The sequence below is a fragment of the Pseudomonas sp. LBUM1659 genome (assembly GCF_059716045.1).
The window spans coordinates 4,617,344-4,633,795 of record NZ_CP166797.1 but is presented as its reverse complement, the minus strand read 5'-3'; the positions used below and the strand labels follow the sequence as shown (position 1 = coordinate 4,633,795).

21 protein-coding genes are annotated in these 16,452 nt (G+C 59.5%); 15 read left to right on the top strand and 6 right to left on the bottom strand.

Annotation, left to right across the window (positions count from 1 at the left end; translation table 11 throughout):
- The first annotated feature begins 15 nt into the window (after positions 1-15).
- Together ACA048_RS20970 and ACA048_RS20965 are read left to right on the top strand one after the other, a co-directional pair.
- Positions 16-501, top strand: a complete 486-nt coding sequence (locus ACA048_RS20970; protein WP_007946765.1) for a chemotaxis protein CheW — start codon at positions 16-18, stop codon at positions 499-501.
- Positions 502-894, top strand: a complete 393-nt coding sequence (locus ACA048_RS20965; RefSeq protein ID WP_223517105.1) for a DUF2802 domain-containing protein — start codon at positions 502-504, stop codon at positions 892-894.
- Positions 895-1,040: 146 nt separating this feature from the next.
- On the opposite strand, the gene ACA048_RS20960 is transcribed toward ACA048_RS20965, so the two are convergent.
- Positions 1,041-1,370, bottom strand: a complete 330-nt coding sequence (locus ACA048_RS20960) for an EscU/YscU/HrcU family type III secretion system export apparatus switch protein (RefSeq protein ID WP_497626100.1) — start codon at positions 1,368-1,370, stop codon at positions 1,041-1,043.
- On the bottom strand, positions 1,367-2,950 hold the full coding sequence (fliK, locus tag ACA048_RS20955; RefSeq protein WP_497626099.1) for a flagellar hook-length control protein FliK: 1,584 nt from the start codon (positions 2,948-2,950) through the stop codon (positions 1,367-1,369). Before fliK ends, ACA048_RS20960 begins: the two co-directional genes overlap by 4 nt.
- A 197-nt stretch (positions 2,951-3,147) precedes the next feature.
- Between fliK and ccmA the strand changes: the two genes are divergently transcribed.
- The 10 genes from ccmA to ACA048_RS20905 all read left to right on the top strand — a co-directional run bounded on the left by ccmA (position 3,148) and on the right by ACA048_RS20905 (position 10,510).
- Positions 3,148-3,783 (top strand): cytochrome c biogenesis heme-transporting ATPase CcmA, encoded by a 636-nt coding sequence (gene ccmA, locus ACA048_RS20950; protein WP_497626098.1) that lies wholly within the window; start codon positions 3,148-3,150, stop codon positions 3,781-3,783.
- Entirely contained in the window at positions 3,780-4,448 is a 669-nt protein-coding gene (ccmB, locus tag ACA048_RS20945; protein ID WP_007946758.1) for a heme exporter protein CcmB, read from the top strand. Before ccmA ends, ccmB begins: the two co-directional genes overlap by 4 nt.
- A gap of 72 nt (positions 4,449-4,520) precedes the next feature.
- On the top strand, positions 4,521-5,276 hold the full coding sequence (locus ACA048_RS20940; RefSeq protein ID WP_007946756.1) for a heme ABC transporter permease: 756 nt from the start codon (positions 4,521-4,523) through the stop codon (positions 5,274-5,276).
- Positions 5,273-5,449: a heme exporter protein CcmD gene (gene ccmD, locus ACA048_RS20935; protein ID WP_008145547.1), complete on the top strand. Its 177-nt coding sequence runs from the start codon at positions 5,273-5,275 to the stop codon at positions 5,447-5,449. Before ACA048_RS20940 ends, ccmD begins: the two co-directional genes overlap by 4 nt.
- The gene (ccmE, locus tag ACA048_RS20930) at positions 5,446-5,901 is read left to right on the top strand and encodes a cytochrome c maturation protein CcmE (protein ID WP_489333609.1); all 456 of its coding nucleotides are present in this window, start codon (positions 5,446-5,448) and stop codon (positions 5,899-5,901) included. The genes ccmD and ccmE overlap by 4 nt, the downstream gene beginning before the upstream one ends.
- A gap of 3 nt (positions 5,902-5,904) precedes the next feature.
- On the top strand, positions 5,905-7,893 hold the full coding sequence (locus ACA048_RS20925) for a heme lyase CcmF/NrfE family subunit (RefSeq protein ID WP_497626097.1): 1,989 nt from the start codon (positions 5,905-5,907) through the stop codon (positions 7,891-7,893).
- On the top strand, positions 7,890-8,426 hold the full coding sequence (locus tag ACA048_RS20920; protein ID WP_497626096.1) for a DsbE family thiol:disulfide interchange protein: 537 nt from the start codon (positions 7,890-7,892) through the stop codon (positions 8,424-8,426). Before ACA048_RS20925 ends, ACA048_RS20920 begins: the two co-directional genes overlap by 4 nt.
- Complete coding sequence (locus ACA048_RS20915) at positions 8,423-8,896, top strand: cytochrome c-type biogenesis protein (RefSeq protein ID WP_477790894.1); 474 nt, start codon at positions 8,423-8,425, stop codon at positions 8,894-8,896. The genes ACA048_RS20920 and ACA048_RS20915 overlap by 4 nt, the downstream gene beginning before the upstream one ends.
- Complete coding sequence (gene ccmI / locus ACA048_RS20910; RefSeq protein WP_497626095.1) at positions 8,889-10,091, top strand: c-type cytochrome biogenesis protein CcmI; 1,203 nt, start codon at positions 8,889-8,891, stop codon at positions 10,089-10,091. The genes ACA048_RS20915 and ccmI overlap by 8 nt, the downstream gene beginning before the upstream one ends.
- 14 nt (positions 10,092-10,105) lie before the next feature.
- Positions 10,106-10,510, top strand: a complete 405-nt coding sequence (locus tag ACA048_RS20905; protein ID WP_497626094.1) for a hypothetical protein — start codon at positions 10,106-10,108, stop codon at positions 10,508-10,510.
- A gap of 85 nt (positions 10,511-10,595) precedes the next feature.
- Here the strand turns inward: ACA048_RS20905 and ACA048_RS20900 are convergent, their stop codons facing one another.
- The gene (locus ACA048_RS20900; protein WP_497626093.1) at positions 10,596-11,315 is read right to left on the bottom strand and encodes an SDR family oxidoreductase; all 720 of its coding nucleotides are present in this window, start codon (positions 11,313-11,315) and stop codon (positions 10,596-10,598) included.
- 277 nt (positions 11,316-11,592) lie between these two features.
- On the opposite strand from ACA048_RS20900, the gene ACA048_RS20895 reads away from it, so the two are divergent.
- Complete coding sequence (locus tag ACA048_RS20895) at positions 11,593-11,805, top strand: type II toxin-antitoxin system HicA family toxin (RefSeq protein WP_497626092.1); 213 nt, start codon at positions 11,593-11,595, stop codon at positions 11,803-11,805.
- Complete coding sequence (locus ACA048_RS20890; RefSeq protein WP_497626091.1) at positions 11,805-12,209, top strand: type II toxin-antitoxin system HicB family antitoxin; 405 nt, start codon at positions 11,805-11,807, stop codon at positions 12,207-12,209. Before ACA048_RS20895 ends, ACA048_RS20890 begins: the two co-directional genes overlap by 1 nt.
- A 67-nt stretch (positions 12,210-12,276) precedes the next feature.
- On the opposite strand, the gene ACA048_RS20885 is transcribed toward ACA048_RS20890, so the two are convergent.
- Positions 12,277-13,482, bottom strand: a complete 1,206-nt coding sequence (locus tag ACA048_RS20885; RefSeq protein WP_497626090.1) for an MFS transporter — start codon at positions 13,480-13,482, stop codon at positions 12,277-12,279.
- 226 nt (positions 13,483-13,708) lie between these two features.
- Between ACA048_RS20885 and ACA048_RS20880 the strand changes: the two genes are divergently transcribed.
- Positions 13,709-14,338, top strand: coding sequence for a hypothetical protein (locus ACA048_RS20880; RefSeq protein ID WP_497626089.1), 630 nt, complete (start codon positions 13,709-13,711; stop codon positions 14,336-14,338).
- A 193-nt stretch (positions 14,339-14,531) separates the two neighbouring features.
- Here ACA048_RS20880 and ACA048_RS20875 read toward each other — a convergent pair whose 3' ends face one another.
- On the bottom strand, positions 14,532-15,530 hold the full coding sequence (locus ACA048_RS20875; RefSeq protein WP_497626088.1) for a sulfate ABC transporter substrate-binding protein: 999 nt from the start codon (positions 15,528-15,530) through the stop codon (positions 14,532-14,534).
- A gap of 93 nt (positions 15,531-15,623) precedes the next feature.
- Positions 15,624-16,448 (bottom strand): ion transporter, encoded by an 825-nt coding sequence (locus tag ACA048_RS20870; RefSeq protein ID WP_497626087.1) that lies wholly within the window; start codon positions 16,446-16,448, stop codon positions 15,624-15,626.
- Positions 16,449-16,452 lie beyond the last annotated feature (4 nt).

Genomic DNA, 16,452 nt, shown 5'->3' with positions numbered 1-16,452 from the left:
TTGAGGGGTCAGGGTATGAATGATAAGGCGACGGCTGCAAAGGGTTCCGAAGATCCGATCCTGCAATGGGTAACCTTCAAGCTGGACAACGAAACCTACGGCATCAACGTGATGCGCGTTCAGGAAGTCCTGCGCTACACCGAAATCGCCCCGGTTCCGGGTGCTCCGAGCTACGTCCTGGGCATCATCAACCTGCGCGGTAACGTGGTCACCGTGATCGACACCCGTCAGCGCTTCGGCCTGATGAACGCAGAGATCAGCGACAACACCCGTATCGTCATCATCGAAGCCGACAAGCAGGTTGTCGGGATCATGGTCGACAGCGTGGCTGAAGTGGTTTACCTGCGTCAGTCGGAAATCGAAACCGCGCCAAACGTCGGTAACGAAGAGTCCGCCAAGTTCATTCAAGGCGTGTGCAACAAGAACAACGAATTGCTGATCCTGGTCGAGCTGGACAAGATGATGAGCGAAGAAGAATGGTCGGATCTGGAGAACATCTGATTGATTCTTGAGGTTGCGGTCATTGTCCTGTTCCTCTTCTGGGCAGGCACGCTGGCGATGTTTCTGGCGTACATACGCGGTCAACGACTGATCGCCGCACAACAGGCTCAGGGCGATGCGCTACGGGATCAGCGCATCAAAGACCTGGCCAAACGCGTGGACGACTACCAGAACGGCAACGTGCGCATGGGTGAAGACCTGCACGAACTGCGCGCGGTGGTCCGCCCGTTGCCGGACAAACTGGCTCAACTGGAGCAGCGCGACCCGACGAGCCTGTCGTTTGCCCAGGCGGCGCGACTGGTGGGGATGGGCGCTACGGTTGATGAACTGACTCAGTCCTGCGGGTTGACCCAGGCTGAGGCGGAGTTGATGCGCAAGCTGCACAAGAACTGATTTTTGCGGGGTGGTTTAGATCGCTTTCGCGAGCAGGCTCGCTCCCACAGGGGAACGGTGGTGAACACAAAAAGTGTGAACACCGCGAACCCTGTGGGAGCGGCGGTGCGACAATTCGACTTGCCCGCGATGGCGTCCTCGAAAACTCAGTAATCATCCCCGCGACCGGTAATGTCCTTCTCCACCATTCCCACCTCCGAATCATGCCCCGCCGGAAACTTGCCCTTCAAATTCCACGCAAACGCAATTATCTCGGCAATCGTGCGGTACAACTCCTCGGGAATACTGTCCCCCAATTCCATCTTCGCCAGCAGCCTCACCAGCTCAGGGTTTTCGTAGATCGGCACTTCGCAGTCGCGGGCGAGACGTAGAATCTCATCAGCCAGCTCTTCGTCACCCTTGGCCGTGAGGGTAGGGGCGTGGCTGCCGTCGTATTTGAGGGCGATGGCCTGGCGTGGGACGTCGGGGTTTCTCATGCGGTTTCGTCGACCCAGCGTTGTTCGAGACGGGTTTGAGGGCCTTGTGGTGGTGTGCCCAGGTGGCAATCCAGATCGCCGACGTTCAGGCCCGACGCCAGCAGGCGTTCGCGCAGCCCGGCCAGGTTGTTTTCAATCAGGCTCGCGGTGTACGGACGTTCAGCCCACAGCTGGCTTGACAGGCTGCCCTTGATCAACTGCGCCTGAATCTGCAGCGGGCCCAGCGGCTCCATGTCGAACGCCAGGTCGACGCGCCACAGTGGTTGTTTCGGCTCATGTTCGTCGCGACGTTCGTGCGGTTGTTCCTTCTCGGGGGCTTCTTCGCGTTGGAACTTGACCTGCAACGGCACGATGTCCTGCAAGTTGCGCATCGGGATTTCCAGCTGCCAGGTGCTGAGCAGGCGACCGTCGTCTGTCACGCCGGTTTGTTCCAGACTCGACAGTTGATGGCTTTGCAGGCGCGAAACGGCGGCCGCCGCCAAACGCAGCAAGTGCTCCAGATCCCCTTCACCGTCCTGGCTTTGGAGCAGGCGTTCGGGCAGCGGGAAACGGGTCGGCAGCGGTTTGGCGTTAACCTGGCCGAGCATGCCGAGGGCGCTGCGCACGAAACTCGGCATTGCCTGCACCAATGTGTTGGCGGCAATGATTGCGTTGAGGTTGGTATTGGCCGGCAGCCCCGGTGTCAGTTGCGCGATCAGCTTGAGCAAATCGCTTTTCATGTCCGGGGCCAGCGTCGGGTTCTGCCCGGTCAGCAGTTTTGCTTCGAGGAACAGGCCACTGTTGGCCAGCGCTTGAGCCAGGCCCTTTGGCGTGCTCAGTTGCTGAATATCCGGCAGACCGGCGAGCAGTTTTTCCACGGCAACGCGCAGGTCGCTGGAGGTTGGATCCGACGAAGGCTGCGGTGACAGGTTTTGCAGGGCTCTGATCAAGCCATCCAGCGAGCCTTGACGATTTTGCTGGCTGAGCAGTTGCTGCGTCACGGCCAATTGTTCCTGGCGGCTGCTCAACGGGACGAATTTCAGCGTCTGGGTGTCTTGCACCATTGCACTTAACAAGGTGCCGATGCGCAGGGGCGTCGGGCTGTCGATGCTCAGTGTGCTGCCGCTCAGCACCGTGTTCAGCAGGCCCACCATCGAGCGAAACACTGTCGGTTGCCCCGGTACCTGTGGCAGCACCTGCGAGGTCAGCACTTTGCCTTGCAACAAGGTACCGACCGGCAGTTGTGCGGTGTCGATGCGGGTGAGTGTGGCGACGCTTGTGGCATTGGCCTGTTGCACGGTGATGGCCAGGTTGCTCGCCGACGGTTGAGTGATCGCCAGGCGGGTGCCTTGGGGCAGCGGTTGAGTGCTGGTGGCCTGGAGCGTGCTCTGGCGACCGCTGTCGAGGGTGACTTTGAGCAACAGTTGAAAGGTCTGATCCTGCTGCTTGAGCGACAGCACTTCAGCCTTGGCGGTCTGCCCGACGGCGATCAGGCCCTCCATCGGCGTCAGCAACTTCAGCTGGTCGCCACTGACCACCAACGGTCGCGAAGTCGCGGGCGTGGTCTGCGGCAGTGGGAGGATGTTCATTTCGCCTGTCATACGCGGTCACAACCTGAGGAAATTGCACGCTTTAGAGTAGGGCATGGCATGTATAATGCCGCCCGTCTTTCGGGGAGTGGCGAAAACATTGCAATTGTTTGACGCCGCTCTCTAGAACCAGCCGCCAATGCATCTATGCTGCATCTCTTTAGCGGCCGCCTCGCCGCCGACTTGAACCGCAAAAGGCCCGTGATCCCTTGACCAGCCCTGTCCTGCAAACCGTTGCCCTCGCTTGTGAGCGAGACCTTCGGCTGCTCTTCGAAAATCTCGATTTGAGACTGGCGAGTGGCGAAATGGTGCAAATCAGCGGTCCCAACGGCAGTGGCAAGACCAGCCTGTTGCGCTTGCTGAGCGGTCTGATGCAGCCGACCGCCGGTCAAGTGCTGCTCAACGGCCAGCCGCTCAATGAGCAACGGTTCGAGCTGGCGCGCAACCTGCTGTGGATCGGTCATGCTGCCGGCATCAAGGAGCTGCTGACCCCCGAGGAAAACCTCAGCTGGCTCTGCGCCCTGCATCATCCGGCGTCCCATGAGGCCATCTGGCAAGCGCTGGCTGCTGTCGGACTGCGCGGTTTCGAGGATGTTCCCTGCCACACGCTGTCTGCTGGCCAGCATCGCCGTGTGGCGCTGGCGCGGTTGTACCTGGACAGCCCGCCGCTGTGGATTCTCGATGAACCGTTCACCGCGCTCGACAAACAAGGCGTGGCGCAACTCGAAGAACACCTGGCTGCACACTGCGAGCAGGGCGGCATGGTCGTGTTGACCACGCACCACACGCTGACCCGGATGCCGGTCGGCTATCGCGACATTGATCTGGGGAATTGGGCCGTATGAGTGTTTTCGGCCTGTTGGTCGCCCGTGAGGCCCGTTTGTTGTTCCGCCGTCCTGCGGAACTGGCCAATCCGCTGGTATTCTTCGCCATCGTGGTGGCGCTGTTCCCATTGGCAGTCGGCCCCGAGGCTCAATTGTTGCAAACCTTGTCTCCGGGACTGGTCTGGGTGGCCGCTCTTTTATCGGTTTTGCTCTCGCTGGACGGGCTTTTCCGCAGTGATTTCGAAGACGGATCGCTTGAACAGTGGGTCCTTTCGTCGCACCCTCTGCCTCTTCTGGTTTTGGCCAAGGTACTGGCACACTGGGCCTTCTCTGGCCTGGCACTGGTTTTGCTCGCTCCACTGCTGGCGTTGATGCTCGGTCTACCTGCCGCTTGTCTGCCGGTGTTGCTGCTTTCTTTATTGCTGGGTACACCGGTGCTGAGCCTGCTCGGTGCGGTGGGCGCAGCCCTGACGGTGGGATTGAAGCGAGGTGGCCTGTTGCTGGCACTGCTGATTCTGCCGTTGTACATCCCGGTGTTGATTCTCGGCAGTGGCGCCTTGCAGGCAGCCTTGCAGGGCATGCCGGCGACCGGTTATCTCTTGTGGCTTGGCAGCCTGACCGCCCTGGCGATAACCCTGACACCGTTTGCAATAGCTGCTGGCCTGAAGATCAGCGTCGGCGAATAATGAGGTCTGGTTAAAATTTGACCAGTAAAGACCCAGCCCTTCACAGCGAAGGGCAACCGTGATGGAAACAGTATGAACTGGACGTGGTTTCACAAGCTCGGCTCGCCCAAATGGTTTTACGGCATCAGCGGCAAACTCCTGCCCTGGCTGAGCGTCGCGGCGTTGCTGCTGATCGGCGTGGGAGTCGTTTGGGGCTTGGCCTTCGCGCCGCCCGACTACCAGCAAGGCAACAGCTTTCGCATCATCTATATCCACGTTCCCGCCGCGATGCTGGCGCAGTCCTGTTACGTGATGCTGGCCGTGTGCGGCATTGTCGGACTGGTGTGGAAGATGAAACTGGCCGACGTCGCCCTGCAATGCGCGGCGCCTATCGGTGCCTGGATGACCGCCGTGGCGCTGGTCACCGGCGCAATCTGGGGCAAACCGACCTGGGGTTCGTGGTGGGTCTGGGATGCACGACTGACGTCCATGCTTATTTTGCTGTTTCTGTACTTCGGTCTTATTGCGCTGGGCAACGCCATCAGCAATCGTGACAGCGCCGCCAAGGCTTGCGCGGTATTGGCGATTGTCGGTGTGATCAACATTCCGATCATTAAATACTCGGTGGAGTGGTGGAACACCCTGCACCAGGGCGCGACCTTCACCCTCACCGAAAAACCGGCGATGCCGGCTGAAATGTGGCTGCCTCTGCTACTGACGGTGCTGGGCTTCTACTGTTTCTTCGGTGCTGTTCTGTTGCTGCGCATGCGTCTTGAAGTGCTCAAGCGCGAAGCGCGTGCCAGCTGGGTCAAGGCCGAAGTACAGAACAGTCTGGAGGCCGCTCGATGAGTTTTGCTTCATTCGGCGACTTCCTCGCCATGGGCCATCACGCCCTGTATGTCTGGTCAGCCTATGGCATCTGCCTGGCGGTCCTGGCCCTCAACGTGGCGGCGCCGATCCTGGCCCGCAAGCGGTATCTGCAACAAGAGGCGCGTCGTCTGCGCCGGGAGAACGGCAAGTGAATCCGCTGCGCAAAAAGCGTCTTATCATCATTCTCGCGATTCTGGTCGGTGTCGGTGCTGCCGTCGGGCTGGCCCTGAGCGCCCTGCAGCAGAACATCAATCTGTTTTACACCCCGACCCAGATCGCCAATGGCGAAGCGCCGCAGGACACGCGTATTCGGGCGGGCGGCATGGTCGAGAAAGGTTCGCTGCAACGTTCCGGCGACTCGCTGGACGTGAAATTCATCGTCACCGACTTCAATAAATCCGTGACCATCACCTATCGCGGCATTCTTCCGGACCTGTTCCGTGAAGGGCAGGGCATTGTCGCTCTGGGCAAAATCAACGCCGACGGTGTGGTGGTGGCCGACGAAGTGCTGGCCAAACACGATGAGAAATACATGCCGCCGGAAGTGACGAAGGCCCTGAAAGACAGCGGCCAGTCGGCGCCTACACAAGCCAAAGAGGGTTAATTGATGACATCGGGAATCTTTATCCCTGAGCTTGGCCACCTGGCCATGATCCTGGCGCTGTGTTTCGCGGTGGCTCAGGCCGTGGTGCCGTTGCTCGGTGCCTGGCGCGGTGACCGCTTGTGGATGAGCCTCGCGCAGCCGGCTGCCTGGGGCCAGTTCACTTTTCTGGTGTTTGCCTTCGGGTGCCTGACGTACGCGTTCATGGCCGACGACTTCTCGGTCGCCTACGTCGCGAACAACTCCAACAGCGCCTTGCCGTGGTACTACAAATTCAGCGCAGTGTGGGGCGCGCACGAAGGGTCATTGCTGCTGTGGGCATTGATCCTTGGCGGCTGGACCTTCGCGGTGTCGGTGTTCTCCCGACAGTTGCCGCAAGTCATGCTGGCGCGGGTACTGGCCGTGATGGGCATGATCAGCACCGGTTTCCTGCTGTTCCTGATTCTCACCTCCAACCCGTTCAAGCGCATCCTGCCGCAAATGCCCAGCGATGGCGCCGACCTCAATCCGCTGCTGCAGGACATCGGCCTGATCGTGCACCCGCCGATGCTGTACATGGGTTACGTCGGTTTCTCGGTGGCCTTCGCTTTTGCCATCGCGGCGTTGATGGGCGGTCGCCTTGATGCGGCGTGGGCGCGCTGGTCGCGTCCTTGGACCATCGTTGCCTGGGCGTTTCTCGGCATCGGCATCACCCTCGGTTCGTGGTGGGCGTACTACGAACTCGGCTGGGGTGGCTGGTGGTTCTGGGACCCGGTTGAAAACGCCTCCTTCATGCCTTGGCTGGTGGGTACGGCGCTGATTCACTCGTTGGCGGTCACGGAAAAACGTGGCGTGTTCAAGAGCTGGACCGTGCTGCTGGCCATTGCCGCGTTCTCGTTAAGTTTGCTCGGCACGTTCCTCGTGCGTTCCGGCGTGCTGACCTCGGTTCACGCGTTTGCGTCCGACCCTGAACGCGGTGTGTTCATCCTGATCTTCCTGCTGTTTGTGGTCGGCGGTTCGCTGACGCTGTTCGCCCTGCGCGCACCGGTGGTCAAGAGCCAGGTGGGCTTTAACCTCTGGTCCAGGGAAACCCTGCTGCTGGGGAACAACCTGGTGCTGGTGGTCGCCGCTTCGATGATCCTGCTCGGTACCTTGTACCCGCTGATTCTGGATGCGATGACCGGCGCCAAGCTGTCGGTCGGCCCACCGTACTTCAACGCGCTGTTCATTCCGTTGATGGCGTTGCTGATGATGGTGATGGCGGTCGGCATGCTGGTGCGCTGGAAAGACACCCCGGTCAAATGGCTGATGAGCATGCTCACCCCGGTCTTGCTGGGCAGTGCTGCACTGGCTGTAATTGCCGGCGTCGCTTACGGCGATTTCAACTGGGCAGTCATCGCGACCTTCATGCTCGCGGCCTGGGTGTTGTTGGCCGGAGTGCGTGACATTGTCGACAAGACTCGCCACAAAGGTCTGATCAAAGGCCTGCCGACCCTGACCCGCAGTTATTGGGGCATGCAGATCGCTCACCTCGGTATCGCCGTGTGTGCGCTCGGCGTCGTGCTGTCGAGCCAGAACAGTGCCGAGCGTGACCTGCGCCTGGCGCCGGGCGAGTCCATGGATCTGGGCGGTTACCACTTCGTGTTCGAAGGCGCCAAGCACTTCGAAGGCCCGAACTTCACCTCTGACAAGGGCACCATCCGGGTGATCCGCGACGGCAAGGAAGTCAGCGTGCTGCACCCGGAAAAACGCCTCTACACCGTGCAGAACTCGGTGATGACCGAAGCCGGGATCGACGCCGGTTTCACCCGCGACCTCTATGTAGCTCTCGGCGAACCGCTGGGCGATGGCGCCTGGGCCGTGCGCGTTCACGTCAAACCGTTCGTGCGCTGGATCTGGTTCGGCGGCTTGCTGACTGGTTTCGGCGGATTGCTGGCGGCGCTGGATCGGCGTTATCGGGTCAAAGTGCAAAGCCGCGTGCGTGAAGCACTGGGCATGACGGGAGCCGCTGCATGAGACGTTGGTTGATGCTGTTGCCACTGGTGATTTTTCTGGTGGTGGCTGTTTTCCTGTATCGCGGGTTGTACCTCGACCCGGCCGAGTTGCCTTCGGCGATGATCAACAAGCCGTTCCCGGAGTTTTCCCTGCCATCGGTGCAAGGTGACAAGACGCTGACCAAGGCTGACATTGTTGGTAAACCGGCACTGGTCAACGTCTGGGGCACCTGGTGCATTTCCTGCCGGGTCGAGCACCCGGTGCTGAACAAACTGGCCCAGCAGGGCGTGGTGATCTATGGCATCAACTACAAGGACGTCAACGCTGATGCCTTGAAGTGGCTGGAGGAATTTCACAACCCGTACCAGCTGGACATCCGCGACGATGCGGGCTCCCTTGGCCTGAACCTCGGCGTGTACGGCGCGCCGGAAACCTTTTTCATCGACGCCAAAGGCATCATCCGTGACAAGTTTGTCGGCGTAATCGACGAGCAGGTCTGGCGCGAAAAACTGGCGGCCAAGTATCAGGCGCTGGTCGATGAGGGCAAGCCATGAAGCGCTGGATAGCTGCAGCGGTATTGGGCTTGAGCATGGCCGGCGTGGCGCACGCCGCCATCGACACCTACGAGTTCGCCAAAGAAGGTGATCGCGAGCGTTTTCGCGAGCTGACCAAAGAACTGCGTTGCCCCAAGTGCCAGAATCAGGACATCGCCGACTCCAACGCGCCGATCGCCGCCGACCTGCGCAAAGAGATCTTCCGCATGCTCGGTGAGGGCAAGGACAATCAGCAGATCATCGACTTCATGGTCGACCGCTACGGTGATTTCGTCCGTTACAAACCCGCACTCAACGCCAAGACGGCACTGCTCTGGTTCGGCCCGGCCGGCCTGTTGCTGGGCGGTTTTGTGATCATCGCCGTGATCGTCCGCCGTCGTCGCGTACAACGCGCTGAAACCCCGGACGCGCTTTCTGCCGAGGAGCGTGAGCGCCTCGACCACCTGTTGGATAAAACCAAGAATGATTGATTTCTGGCTTGCTGCAGGTCTGCTACTTCTGGTTGCCCTGAGTTTTCTGTTGATCCCGGTTCTGCGTGGTCGTCGCGCGCAACTTGAAGAGGATCGTACTGCCCTGAACGTCGCGCTGTATCAAGAGCGCGTGGCTGAGTTGCAGACTCAGCAGGAAGAGGGCGTGCTCGATGCCGCGCAAATGGACACCGGCCGTGCCGAAGCGGCCCGTGAGCTGCTCGCCGACACTGAAGGCGTTGCAGCGCCGCGAGTGACTCGCCTGGGCAAACCGTTGCCGTTGCTGGCGGCGGTGCTGGTTCCGGTGCTCGGCCTTGGCTTGTACCTGCATTTCGGTGCCAGTGACAAAGTTGAGCTGACCCGCGAATTCGCCCTGGCGCCACAGTCGATGGAAGAGATGACCCGTCGCCTGGAGCGCGCCGTCGCCGCTCAGCCCGACTCGGCTGAAGGCCTGTATTTCCTCGGTCGCACGTACATGGCTCAGGACCGTCCTGGCGACGCGGCGAAGATCTTCGAACGCACGGTGAACCTGGCCGGTCGTCAACCGGAACTGCTCGGCCAATGGGCTCAGGCCCAATACTTCGCCGATGGCAAAAAGTGGTCGGACAAGATTCAGGCGCTGACTGATGAAGCGCTGAAAGCCGATCCGAAAGAAGTCACCAGTCTGGGCCTGCTCGGCATCGTGGCGTTTGAAAGCCAGCGTTATCAGGACGCCATCGACTATTGGAATCGCCTGCTAGAGCAACTGCCGCCCAACGACAACTCCCGTGCCGCACTGCAAGGCGGTATTGCCAAGGCCACCGAGAAACTTGAAGCCAGCGGTGGCAAGGTTGTTCAGGCACCCGCGCCCAAAGCGGCAGCGTTGCTGAAAGTCACCGTAGACCTGGCGCCAGCGCTCAAAGCCAAGGTCCAACCGGGCGACAGCGTATTCATCTTCGTCCGCGCCACTTCAGGCCCACCCGCGCCGCTGGCGGCCAAACGCCTGACCGTGGCCGACTTGCCGGTGACCGTCGAACTGGGTGATGCCGACGCCATGATGCCGCAGTTGAAACTGTCGAACTATCCTGAAGTCCAACTGGTTGCGCGCGTCTCCCGTGCCGGCCAACCGACTGCCGGTGAATGGGTCGGTCGCAGTCAGCCTTTGGCCAGCAGCACCACAGCGCCGCAGACACTGACCATCGACAGCCCGGATAAATAACAGGAAAACGCCACATGACCGCTATTGCTCGTATCACCCTGCTCAGTCTGGTTTTGGGGTTAAGCGCATGTGCGGTCCAGCCGCCGGAGCCCACGTCGCCACCGCCGATTCCGCCGTCGCAGCCAAGACCAACACCGTCGCCAACACCGACACCAGGCAAACCGGGCATCCCGGCCAAGCCCGCCAAACCGATGCCACGCACCTCCGCCAGCTTCGCACCACCACCGGGTGGCAACAGCCATTGGGATGCTAAGCTCGGCGTCTATGTGCTGGATGATCAGACCAACACCTTCTACCGCCAGCGCACCTACTACCGCTGGAACAACGGCTGGAGCCGTTCCATCAGCCCGAACGGGCCGTGGGAAGACACGGATATTCACGGCGTGCCGGGCGGGTTGGGGCGGCAATTCGGGCAGTAACGCCAAGGCGACCTTCGGGTCGCCTTTTTTGTGCTTACTCAAAAAGCTGATTCAACCCAAAACCCTGTGGGATCGGTGTTGTAGGTTAGAACGCGGCTTTGCCGATGGACGCGCCGCCGTCGACAAACAAGGTCTGGCCGGTGATAAACCCGCTCTGCTCGGACAGCAAAAACGCAATCGCCGCCGCGATCTCTTGCGGCTGCCCCAAACGCCCCATCGGCACTCCCGCCAGATACCGCGTTTCACCTTCACTGCCCGGCGGGTTGTTGGCGCGAAACAGTTCGGTTTCAGTCGGCCCCGGCGCCACCGCGTTCACCGTCACGCCGGTTTGGGCCAGTTCCAGTGCCCACGATCGCGTGAAACTGATCAGCGCCGCTTTGGCCGCTGCATACGCGGTGCGTTGGGTGATCCCGAGTACCGTCAGACTGGAAATGTTCACCACCCGACCCCAGCCTTTGGCGCGCATGTTTGGCAGCAGCGCCTGGGTGGCCTGCAACGCCGAATGGAGGTTGACCCGCATCACATCGTCGAATGTGTCGAGATCGATTTCCCCCAGCACTTGCGGGCGGACCAGGCCGACGTTATTCACCAGTCCATCAAATTCGTAAGTCCTGGCCAGATCCTCCAGCACCTCCCGAGTCAGCGCTCTGTCGCTTAAATCCAGAGGAAACAGAATGCCGGGGAACGTCAGGTCAGGCGTTCGGGCAATCCCGACGACTCGATGCCCGGCACGATCCAGGTGCTCGGCCACCGCGCGGCCAATGCCTTTGCTGGCGCCGGTGATGAGAAAGGTACGACGGGTCATTTCACACTCCTTGAAAAACATGCCGCGGATCAGGCGGCATTTGATCGGTTAGCCGCGAATCGCATCCAGCTTCGCTTCAGGCTAGGACGCTGAGTGTAATCCGGGTTGATCTTGGCGTAACGAATCACGCTTAGCGAAAATATTCATTCTTGTGGGGAATGCCGTGGCCCGCATTCACACCCTGTAAAACAACCGAGCGTCGCGATCCGGAGTTTTGCGCTTGAATAAAGATAACCCTAGGGTTACTTTTGTTTGGGCCTGAGCAAGGAGGCTATCGGTGCAGAGCAGGCTAATGATTAAAGAGTTGGAAGAGGCTGGATGGATACTGGATCGGATTACCGGAAGTCATCACATCTTCAAACACCCCTACAACCCGTACACCATTCCCGTCCCTCATCCGAAAAAGGATTTACCGATCGGGACGGTCAAAAGCATCAGGAGGCGAGCCGGGCTGTACTGCCCGGGAGCCAGTTTTGCAGGAGTTCCATAATGCAATATCCAATCTGTATCGAGTGGGGCGACGAGAACACCGCCATCGGTATTCAGATCCCCGATATTCCAGGCGCAGTAACGGCCGGGGATACGTTTGAAGATGCCTACAAGGCGGCGGTCGAGATTGCGCACATCCTGCTTCAGGAGATTGCGGCTGACGGGGAGTCAATACCGATGCCTACGTCTGCGGCTGCTCACCGTGGGAATCCGGACTTCGCCGATATGGGCTGGGGAATGCTGGAGTTGGACGTCGCGCCCTATATGGGCAAAACCGAGAAGGTCAACGTGACACTTCCTGGTTATGTGATTCAACGCATTGACCGGTATGTGCGCGAGCACAATGTGAAAAGCCGTTCTTCCTTTCTGGCAGATGCGGCAATGGAAAAGTTGGTTCGACACTGAGTGAGCTGAGGCACATCCCTTGTGGGCAAGCTCGACGCTAGAGCTTGCCCACAAGACTTTAGATTTCTTAAGCCGTCGCCAACGAAGCCTTCTGCGAAACACTCAAAAACCGCAGCAACGCCAACAGCGCAAACGCACTCCCCGCTATCACGATCCACAACCAGCCACCGTGTTCATACACCGCGCTGGCCACCGAGGAACCGAACGCGCCGCCGATGAAGATGCTGGTCATATACAGCGCATTCAGGCGGCTGCGGCTCTTGGCGTCGAGGGCGTAGACCGCGCGTTGGCCGAGGACCATGTTCATCTGCACGCAGAAGTCGAGTACCACGCCGGTCACCGCCAGGCCAATCACGCTGTAGAGCGGATGAATGAACGCCGGCAGAAAGCTCAGGCTGGCGAATAGCAGGGCCAGCAAGGACGCGATGCGGGTGTGGCCAGCATCGGCCAGTCGCCCGGCGATCGGCGCGGCGATGGCGCCGATGGCACCGACCAGAGCGAAGATCGCGATCTGGGTTTGCGACAGGCCATGGTTGCGCGCGAGTTCCAACGGCACGGCGGTCCAGAACAGGCTGAACGTGGCGAACATGCAACCCTGATAGAACGCACGCTGACGCAAGATCGGTTGTTGGCGCAACAGCGTCCACAGCGACCCCAGCAACTGCCCATAAGAAGCACTGTGATCAGGCTGGCGCTTGGGAATGGTCAGCGCGAGCACGATGCTGATCGCCGCCATTAATAGCGCTGCAATTACAAACATCGCGCGCCAGCCGAAGTGGTCAGCTACTACGCTGGACACCGGCCGAGCCAACAGAATGCCCAGCAGCAAACCGCCCATGATCCCGCCGACCACGCGGCCACGAGATTCTTCCGGTGCCAGATGCGCGGCCAGTGGAATCAGGATCTGCACTGACACCGAACTGAAACCCACCAGCAACGAGATCAGCAAAAATACGTTGGGCTGATCGGTGAACGCCGCGCCCAGCAAACTCGCAATCGCCACCACGGTGGTGATGATCATCAGTCGGCGGTTCTCCAGCAAATCGCCCAGCGGCACCAGGAAAAACAGCCCCAGCGCATAGCCAATCTGGGTCAGCGAAACGATCAGGCTGGCCATGGTGCTGGTCAGGCCGATGTCCGGCGCGATCAGGCCGATGATTGGCTGGGCGTAGTAAATATTGGCCACAATGGCACCGCAGCAAAAGGCGAAGAGCAGCATCATGCCTTTGGTCATTGTCGCGGCGCCGTGAGGCACCTGGGTCGCTGGGTTCATAACGGATCTCTCTGAACAAAAGGGAATGCGCGAAGGCTAAGCGGCAAGCCCAAACGGCGGAAGAGGGATTGAAGTGATAGTAATCATTCCATTGCGCAATGAGTGACGCGGGGCGGGACGAGTGCCTTGCGTCGGGACATAGAGCGCGGATGATACATTCACTTACATCCTGTTCGATAGCGTGCTTATGTTCTCTCCTCGCGTTTTATTACTGGAAGGCACTGCCATGAATGCGATGTTCCGTCACCTGATTCGCGGCGCTTCAACCCTGACTCTGATCACCTTGTTTTGCGCAGGACTGGCCCAAGCCGCCGACGCACCGGGCTTGCGCATTGGTGTTCGCGGCGAGATCACCGGGGTCAGCCCCGACGTGTTGAAAGTCCACACCAACAGCGGTGAAAACGTGGTCATCAACCTGACCAACGACACCAAAGTCCGCGCCGTCACCCTGGCCAATATCGAAGACATTAAACCAGGTAGCTACATCGGCTCGGCCGCCATTTCTCAGGAAGATGGCACCCTCAAGGCGCTGGAAGTCCATGTCTTTCCACCGGAACTGGCCGGCAGCGGCGACGGGCATCGGCCGTTTGATCTGGTCAAGGGCAGCAGCATGACCAATGGCAGTGTTGGCGATCTGGTGGTCAGCAATGGCCGAGTGTTGACGGTTAACTACAAGGGCGGGCAGCAGAAGATCCAGGTGCCGGAGGATGTGCCGATTGTGAACCTGATGCCGGGGGATCGCAGCTTGCTGAAGGTGGGGGTGAAGATCGTGACGTTTGTGACGCAAAGCGCTGACGGAACGCTGACCGCACAATCGATCTCGGCGGGAAAGGATGGCGTCACACCGCCGATGTAACGTCTTGGCGCAAACCCTTGTAGGAGTGAGCCTGCTCGCGATAGCGGTATGTCATTCAACATTGATGTCGACTGACACACCGCTATCGCGAGCAGGCTCACTCCTACAGGGGGATCTTCAGTGAACTTGGGATTTGTGTTCGGCCACAAAAAAGGCGACCTGCTCAGGTCGCCTTTTTCATAGCACTCGGAAATTACTGCCCGGTGTAAATCTGATCAAAGATCCCGCCATCATTAAAGTGAGTCTTCTGCACAGTCCGCCAGTCACCAAAGGTCTTCTCTACCGACAGAAAATCCACTTTCGGGAATCGATCGGTGTACTTGGCCAATACCGCCGGGTCACGCGGGCGCAGGTAGTTCGCCGCCGCAATCTCCTGACCTTCCGGCGACCACAGGTATTTCAAGTATTCCTCGGCCGCAGCACGAGTGCCTTTCTTGTCGACCACTTTGTCGACCACCGACACTGGCGGCTCCGCTTCAGCGGAAACGCTTGGGTAGATGACTTCAAACTGGTCACGACCAAATTCGCGGGCAATCATTTCCGCTTCGTTTTCGAAGGTCACCAGCACGTCGCCGATCTGGTTGGTCATGAAGGTAGTGGTGGCTGCGCGACCACCGGTGTCCAGCACCGGAGCTTGCTTGAACAGTTTGCCGACGAAGTCTTTGGCCTTGTTCTCATCACCGCCATTCTTCAGCACATAACCCCAGGCCGACAGGTAGGTGTAGCGACCGTTGCCTGAAGTTTTCGGGTTCGGCACGATCACCTGAACGCCGTCCTTGAGCAGGTCCGGCCAGTCTTTCAGGGCTTTCGGGTTGCCTTTACGGACGATGAATACAGTGGCCGAAGTGAACGGCGCGCTGTTGTTCGGCAGGCGCGTGACCCAGTTCTCCGGGACCAGTTTGCCGTTGTCCGCCAGGGCGTTGATGTCGGTGGCCATGTTCATGGTGATGACGTCAGCCGGCAGGCCATCAATCACCGAGCGCGCCTGTTTGCTGGAACCGCCGAAGGACATCTGCAGGGTGATGTTTTCGTTGTGTTCGGCTTGCCAGTGTTTCTGGAAGGCTGCGTTGTAGTCCTTGTAGAAGTCGCGCATCACGTCGTAGGAAACGTTGAGCAGCGTCGGTGCGGCCTGGGCCATGCTGGTCAATGCCAGGCCAGCGGCCAGAAGTGAGGCGCCAAAGAATTTTTTCACTGCGCAGTCCTTGTTCTAAATTAAAAGTGAGGCAATTTGCCAGCGACTATAGCCGGGCGCGCATAGGCCTTTAAAGATTAAAAAGATCTTTGCTTATTCCATTTTCTTAAACAGTGCATTGCCGCAACGCGAGCAGAACGCCGCGCCGTGTTCGTGGCTGTTTTTCTTGCACACCGGGCAATCGTGTTGCAGTTGCTCACCGCGCATGGCGTTGGCCAGTTCAGCGGTGAAAATCCCGGTGGGCACGGCGATGATCGAGTAACCGGTGATCATCACCAGCGACGAAATCACCTGACCCAACGGCGTCTTCGGCACGATGTCGCCGAAGCCCACGGTGGTCAGCGTGACAATCGCCCAATAGATGCCTTTGGGGATACTGGTGAAGCCGTGTTCCGGGCCCTCGATCACGTACATCAGCGTGCCGAACACCGTGACCAGGGTGCAGACGGTGACCAGAAACACTACGATTTTCTGTTTGCTGCCGCGCAATGCCGACATCAGATAGTTGGCTTGCTTGAGGTACGGGCTGAGCTTGAGCACGCGGAAAATCCGCAGCATCCGAATGATCCGGATAATCAGCAGGTACTGCGCATCGGCGTAATACAGCGCGAGGATGCCGGGCACGATGGCCAGCAAATCCACCAGCCCATAGAAGCTGAACGCGTAGCGCCACGGCTTGGGTGAGCAATACAACCGCAGGATGTATTCGACAGCGAAGACGAAGGTGAAACCCCACTCGATATACGCCAGCACATCGGCGTAGTTCTGGTGAATGGAGTCGATGCTGTCGAGCATCACGATGATGATGCTGGCGAGAATGATCAACAGCAGGGTGCCGTCGAAACGCCGCCCCGCCTTGGTGTCGCTCTGGAAAATCATGACGTAAAGGTCTTCACGCCAATTTTTGCTGCTGTCCATGGAA